The organism is Pectobacterium betavasculorum, from assembly GCF_000749845.1.
Lineage (GTDB): Bacteria > Pseudomonadota > Gammaproteobacteria > Enterobacterales > Enterobacteriaceae > Pectobacterium > Pectobacterium betavasculorum.
Window position 1 is genome coordinate 1 of sequence record NZ_JQHM01000054.1, and the last position, 575, is coordinate 575.

1 protein-coding gene is annotated in these 575 nt (G+C 63.3%); it reads right to left on the reverse strand.

Annotated elements, in window-relative coordinates:
• On the reverse strand, positions 1–558 hold a 558-nt coding region (locus KP22_RS21045; protein WP_244880058.1), incomplete at its 3' end, for a condensation domain-containing protein.
• Positions 559–575: the final 17 nt, after the last annotated feature.

Sequence of the window (575 nt, forward strand, 5' to 3'; positions counted from 1 at the left end):
GGCATGCCGGTTCAGTGCGTCATAGCTGAGCGATTGCTCGCCACACACCAGCGCCACCGCCTGCGGCGCACGGCGCACCTGGGCTTCGAACTGCTGGTGCAGGCACAGGCTGACCGGCTCGGCCTGGGTCTGATTCCAGTCGTACAGCACCTGCCGGCGCTCGGCGTCGGCCAGCAGCGGCAACTGCGCCAACGGCCGTGCTTCGTCGTTTACCATTGCGTGCAGCAGCATCCGCCAGTGCGACACCATACGGGCCACCGTCGAACGGTCAAACAAGCTAACGGCAAACTCCAGGCTGCCGGAAAGGGCCGCGCCCTTCTCTTCAAGCGACAAGAGTAGATCGAATTTGGCGCTCACCTGTTCGGCGGTGAAAGATTCAGCCTGTAGCCCATCCAGTTGCAAGGCGTCATCCGGCGAGCTCTGCCACGCCAGCATGGTTTGGAACAGTGGGTTATGCGACAGGCTGCGCGTCGGGTTAAGCGCCTCCACCAGTTGTTCAAACGGCACATCCTGATGCGCCTGCGCCGCCAGCGTGGTCGCTTTTACCTGCGCCAGCAAGGCACCCACCGATGCCT